At 75.7% G+C, this 5,672-nt stretch carries 4 protein-coding genes; 1 reads left to right on the plus strand and 3 read right to left on the minus strand.

The features are described 5' to 3' along the window. From ABD363_RS27410 to ABD363_RS27420, 3 genes are all read right to left on the minus strand, one after another. A partial coding sequence (locus tag ABD363_RS27410) for a TolB family protein (protein WP_425578031.1) occupies window positions 1-798 on the minus strand: 798 nt, incomplete at its 3' end. Further along, a complete protein-coding gene (locus ABD363_RS27415) occupies window positions 771-2,555 on the minus strand; it encodes an N-acetylglutaminylglutamine amidotransferase (protein ID WP_344608242.1) in 1,785 nt (594 codons plus the stop codon). The genes ABD363_RS27415 and ABD363_RS27410, both read right to left, overlap by 28 nt. 243 nt (window positions 2,556-2,798) lie before the next feature. Beyond that, the gene (locus ABD363_RS27420) at window positions 2,799-3,986 is read right to left on the minus strand and encodes a carboxylate-amine ligase (RefSeq protein WP_344608244.1); all 1,188 of its coding nucleotides are present in this window, start codon (window positions 3,984-3,986) and stop codon (window positions 2,799-2,801) included. Between the two features lie 361 nt (window positions 3,987-4,347). Between ABD363_RS27420 and ABD363_RS27425 the strand changes: the two genes are divergently transcribed. Next, window positions 4,348-5,238: an SDR family oxidoreductase gene (locus tag ABD363_RS27425; protein WP_344608246.1), complete on the plus strand. Its 891-nt coding sequence runs from the start codon at window positions 4,348-4,350 to the stop codon at window positions 5,236-5,238. The last annotated feature ends 434 nt before the right edge of the window (window positions 5,239-5,672 follow it).

Here is a 5,672-nt window from a genome sequence, read left to right on the forward strand (position 1 = left end):
GTGGTCGGCGGCGGCCGGGCCGGGCTCGGCGCGCACGAGCGCGGCCTCCACCTCGCCCGGCTCGGTGCCCGCGGACGGCTCGGCGACGGTCACCGCGACGGCCGAGCCGTCGTGCCGCCAGCACCCCAGGTGCGCGGAGCTGCCCGGCTCGGCCCCGGCCAGGACGCGCCGCCCGGTGCCGTCGGGGCGCACGCACAGCACCCGGGTGAGCTCCCCGCCCTCCGGGGCGGTGGTGTACGCGATCCACCGGCCGTCGGGGGACCAGGACACCTCGGTCACCGGGTCCGGTCCGGCGTCCAGCAGCTGGGCGTCGCCGCCGTCGACCGGCCCCGTCCACAGCTGCGGCACACCGCCCCGGTCGCAGATGAAGGCGACGTGCCGGCCGCTGGGGTCCACCGAGGGGTACCAGCAGCCGTGGGCCGTCACCAGGTGGGGCGCGTCGTGGGCCACGGCGGTGTCCGGCAGCGCGACGGGCGCCGGCGCGGGCAGCGGTGCCCGGGACGGCACGTCGTCCGGGAGGTTCGCCGCCCGGACGCCCCGGACCGGGCTCACCGCGTCCCGGCGTCGGGCGGCGGGCCCGGAGCCGTCGGGACGCGCGGACGGCACGAAGGCCGCGCCCGCCCGCGGGGCGGCCCCCGGCAGGGGCGTCCCGTCGCCGGCCAGGGGCGTCGCCGCCGGGTCCGGGGACGGCGGGTCCGGGGACGGCGGGGCCTGGACGTCCGAGGGGCCCGGCCGGGGGGACGCGGACGTCCGCGGGGCCCGGCCGCCGGTCAGCTGATCCCGTGCGTCTGCAGCCATATCTCCAGCAAAGCTACCTGCCACAGCGTGTTCGCTCCCCGGTGGGTGCGGTGCGCGTTGGGTTCCGCGAGCAACCGGGCGACGTACTCCTGGCGGAAGACGCCGCGGGCCTTCGCCTCGGGGGCGGTGAGGGCCTCGCGGACCCGCTCCAGCACCGGGCCGGCCATGTGCTTGATCGCCGGGACCGGGAAGTAGCCCTTGGGCCGGTCGACGACCTCCCGCGGCAGCACCTTGCGCCCGGCGGCCTTCAGCACGCCCTTGCCGCCGTCCGCGAGCTTGAGCTCGGGCGGGCAGGCGGCGGCCAGCTCGACCAGTTCGTGGTCGAGGAACGGCACGCGGGCCTCCAGGCCCCAGTCCATGGTCATGTTGTCGACCCGCTTGACCGGGTCGTCGACCATCATCACGTGCGTGTCGAGCCTCAGCTGCGCGTCGAGCGCGGTCTCGGCGCCCGGGGCCGCCAAGTGCGCGCGGACGAAGTCGCCGGACGCGTCATGGTCGGGCAGCAGGCCGGGCTCCAGGATCCGGGCGAGGTCGGCGTGCGGCCGGTCGAAGTACGTGTCGACGTACGCCCGGGCCGCGTGCTGCCGGGACACGTCCGCCATGTCCGGATACCAGTGGTAGCCCGCGAAGACCTCGTCGGCGCCCTGGCCGCTCTGGACGACCTTGACCTCCTTGGCGACCTGCTCGGACAGCAGGTGGAAGGCGACCACGTCGTGGCTCATCATGGGCTCGCTCATGGCCCTGACCGCCCCGTCCAGCGCGTGCGAGACCCGGTCGGAGGGGACCAGCAGCTGGTGGTGGTCGGTGCCGAAGTGCCGTGCCACCAGGTCGGAGTAGTGGAACTCGTCCCCCTCCTCGCCCCCTTCCGACTCGAAGCCGACGCTGAAGGTGGCCAGGTCCTGCTGCCCCTCCTCGGCCAGCAGGGCCACGATCAGGCTGGAGTCCAGCCCGCCGGACAGCAGCACGCCGACCGGCACGTCGGCGACCATCCGGCGGCGCACGGCGGTGCGCAGCGCCTCCAGCACGGCGTCCGTCCAGTCCTCGGCGCTCAGGCCGGCGTACTCGGGCCGGCGGGTGTAGGCGGGCTGCCAGTAGCAGTGGTCACGGTGCGTGCCGTCCGGCTCGATCACGCGGACCGTGGCCGGCGGGAGCTTGCGCACGCCGTTGAGGACGGTCCGGGGCGCGGCCACGGTGGCGTGCCAGCTGAGGTACTGGTGCAGGGCCACCGGGTCCAGCGAGGTGTCCACGCCGCCGCCGGCCAGCAGCGCCGGCAGGGAGGAGGCGAACCGGAGCCGGTCCGGCGTCTCGGCCAGGTACAGCGGCTTGATGCCGAGCCGGTCGCGGGCCAGGACCACCCGCCCGGTGTCCTGCTCGACGACGACGAAGGCGAACATGCCGTAGAACCGCTCGACGCAGGCCGTGCCCCACTCCTGGTAGGCCTTGAGCACCACCTCGGTGTCGGAGTCGGAGAAGAAGTGGTGGCCGCGGCCGCGCAGCTCCTCGCGCAGCTCGCGGTAGTTGTAGACGCACCCGTTGAAGACGCCGACGATCCGGGCCCGGGGGTCCGCCATGGGCTGGGCGCCGCTCTCCGACAAGTCGATGATCTTGAGTCGGCGGTGGCCGAGGGCGACCGGCCCCTGCGACCACAGCCCGCGGCCGTCGGGACCCCGGGGCGCGAGCCGGTCGGTCATGCGCTCGACCGCCGCCATGTCGGGCCGCCCGTCGTCGAAGCGGATCTCACCGCTGAGGCCGCACATCAGACGGACCCCCTTCCGCGCGGGTGCTCGGGTGGTGCGGACCGCCGTGCGGCGGCGCCCCTCCACAGGCCGACGGGGGACGGGGACATGCTGGGCATGACGGTGGAACTCTCCTCGATCGCAGGGTTGGGTGTCGGCTCGTCCGGCCGGGACCGGCGTACGGCGGCCCGGGCGGGCGGCACAGCCGCTCCGGCGGCCGCCCGGCCGACGCGGGAGGTGACGAAAGGGCGGTGCGGCATCGGATCAGCCGACCGCGCCCCCGGCCGTCGTACGGCGAAGGCGGGGGCGGGCGCCGCCGGTTCCGACCGGCGGGACCGGCCGCCGGGCGGCCGGGGCGGCGGGCCGGCCGGCGCGTCCGCCGCGGGTCTCGTCGACCATCAGGTCGACGCTGGCGAGCAGGTCCTCGGCCGCCGCCGCGCGCCGCAGCCGGTGGGCGGCGCTCCCGGCGGCCAGGGCCTCCTCCAGCAGTCCGTGCACGGTGTCCCAGTCACCGGAGGCCTCCAGGGCCGGGCGCAGCCGGTCGCGCATCCCGCGCAGCACCTCGGGGGCCGGGGCGGCCCGCCGGGTCGCCGGATCCACCAGGTACCCCTCCAGGCCGGAGCGGGCGGCGCGCCAGGCGGCGGCGCGCAGCCAGTCGTGGTGGCCGTCGCACAGCGGGCCGTCCCGGTCCGCCAGCCGCTCGCACGCGTCCCGCACCAGCGCCCGGAAGAGACCGGCGACCAGCACGACCGTCTCCGCGCGCGGGCAGGCATCGCATATCCGCAGCTCCAGCGTGCCCTGGTGGGCCGAGGGCCGGACGTCGTGGTAGACCATCCCGGCGTCGCTGATGACGCCCGAGCCGATCAGCTCCTGCACGGCCGTGTCGTAGTCCGCCGCACTGGCGTGGCAGCCGGCCGGCCCGGCGGTGGGCCAGCGCTGCCACAGCATGGTGCGCCAGCTGGCGTACCCGGTGTCCGCGCCCAGCCAGAACGGCGAACTGGCGGACAGCGCCAGCAGGGGCGCGAGCCAGGGCGAGACCAGGCACATGGCGCGCACGGCGGTGTCGCGGTCGGGCACGTCGACGTGCACCTGGGCGCTGCAGATGAGCTGTTCGTCGGCGACCCTGCGGTACTCCTCGGCCATGTGCCGGTAGCGGGCGTCGGCGGTGACGTCCCGGGGGGTGACCCGGGCCAGTGGCACCGTGCCGGCCGCCACCACGGCCAGGCCGAGCGAGGAGGCCGCCGCGTCCAGCCGGCGCCGGGCCCCGGCCAGGTCGGTGTACAGGTCGTCGAGGGTGTCGTGCACCCGGCTGTTGCTCTCCACGACCGACTGCTGGAGCTCGGTGGTGAAACCGGGTCTGTCCAGCCGGTCCAGCACGGCGCGGGCGCGTGGCACCAGGTGCCCGCTCTCCACGTCCAGTACGTGAAACTCTTCCTCTGCCCCGATGCGCACGTCGGTTTCTCCCCTTGCCGTGTCCTCCGGTCGGCCGCTCCGGGTTGCGGCCCCTGGGGCCGAAGCGGAGGCCGATCCGCGCAAGTCGGGTGCCCTGAGACGGCCGGTGCAAGCCCGCCGACCGCACCATGTGTCGCACAAGTCTCAGATGAGCGGTCACGGTCGGTGTTCGCCGGGCCCCGCGGCCCCTCGGCGCGCCGGACCGCGGCCGCGGCACGCCGTGCCGCGGCCGCGACTGTGGCGGCGGTCGCCGCCGGGCCGCGGGACGCCCGGCGATTCCGGCAGGTGAGAACACTTTTCGGGCCGGACGATCAGGGAACCCGGCCTCCTGTCCGGTCCGTTCGACAGACAGGAGGCCGACGTGGCGGAAGAGCAGCACACCCAGCAGGATCCGACCACCCAGCACCCCCGCCCCGACTTTCCCGACCAGGACCAGGCCCATCCGGGCTGGACCGGACCGATGGATCCGCCGCCCGACCACGGTGAGGAGTCGTACCGCGGCTCCGGCCGGCTGGAGGGCCGCAAGGCCGTCATCACGGGTGGGGACTCCGGTATCGGCCGGGCGGTGGCCCTGGCCTTCGCCCGCGAGGGCGCCGACGTCCTGTTCACCCACCTCCAGGAGGAGGAGAGCGACGCGCGCGAGACCGCCCGCCTGGTGGAGGAGGCCGGCCGCAAGGCGGTGGCCGTCTCCTGCGACATCCGCGAGGAGGCCAACTGCCGGGCGCTGATCGACCGGGCGGTCGCCGAGTTCGGCCGCATCGACGTCCTGGTGAACAACGCGGCCTACCAGATGTCGCAGCCGGAGGGCATCGAGGCGATCGAGACCGAGCAGTTCGACCGGGTCATGCGGACGAACCTCTACGGCATGTTCTGGCTGACCAAGTTCGCCCTGCCGCACATCCCCCGGGGCGGCAGCGTCATCAACTCCACGTCCGTGCAGGCGTACAAGCCCAGCCCGCACCTGCTGGACTACGCGATGACCAAGGGCGCGATCGTCACCTTCACCCAGGGGCTGGCGCAGATGGTCGCGGAGCGCGGCATCCGGGTGAACGCGGTCGCGCCGGGCCCGGTGTGGACCCCGCTCATCCCCGCGACGATGCCGGACACGGCCGAGTTCGGCAAGCAGAGCCCCATGGGCCGCCCGGCCCAGCCGGCCGAGCTGGCCCCGGCCTACGTCTACCTGGCCTCCCAGGAGGCGAGCTTCATCACCGCGGAGATCCTCAACGCGACCGGGGGGACGCCGCTGCCCTGAGCCCGCGGCCGCCGGCCCGGCCGCCCCGGCCGCCCCCGCGGCCGGTCCGGGCCGGTCCGGGCCGGTCCGGGGGGACGCATGCTGTACAGTGGATCTTGAGATGGGCGCCGGGACTCCCGGTGGCTCACGGTGCGTTGGTGGTCCAAGGAAAGACGCCCCGCTTCCTGCGGGGAGATGCAGGTGCAAGGCCTGCCCGGCGCTCGGGACCGAGGGCCCTGTCCGGTACGCCGGACAGGGCCCTCGGCCGTTCGCGGACGACGCCGGGGCACGGGCGCTCCGCCGCCCGCCCGCGCCGGCCGGCGCGCTGCCGCGGCGAGCGTCGCGGCACCGGTCCCGCCGGGCGCCGGCCGGGACGGAAGGGCACCGGAGCGCGCCTTCGCCGTCAGTGCCGTGCCGGTGGCCGGCCCTCCCCGGGCGGTTCCTGCCGGGGGGCG

The sequence above is a fragment of the Streptomyces glaucus genome, assembly GCF_039533365.1.
Classification (GTDB): domain Bacteria; phylum Actinomycetota; class Actinomycetes; order Streptomycetales; family Streptomycetaceae; genus Streptomyces; species Streptomyces glaucus.

Bases quoted from the DNA above. Each gene is read 5' to 3' on its own strand.
- ABD363_RS27415 (WP_344608242.1), bottom strand. From the start codon at position 2,555: ATGTGCGGCCTCAGCGGTGAGATCCGCTTCGACGACGGGCGGCCCGAC.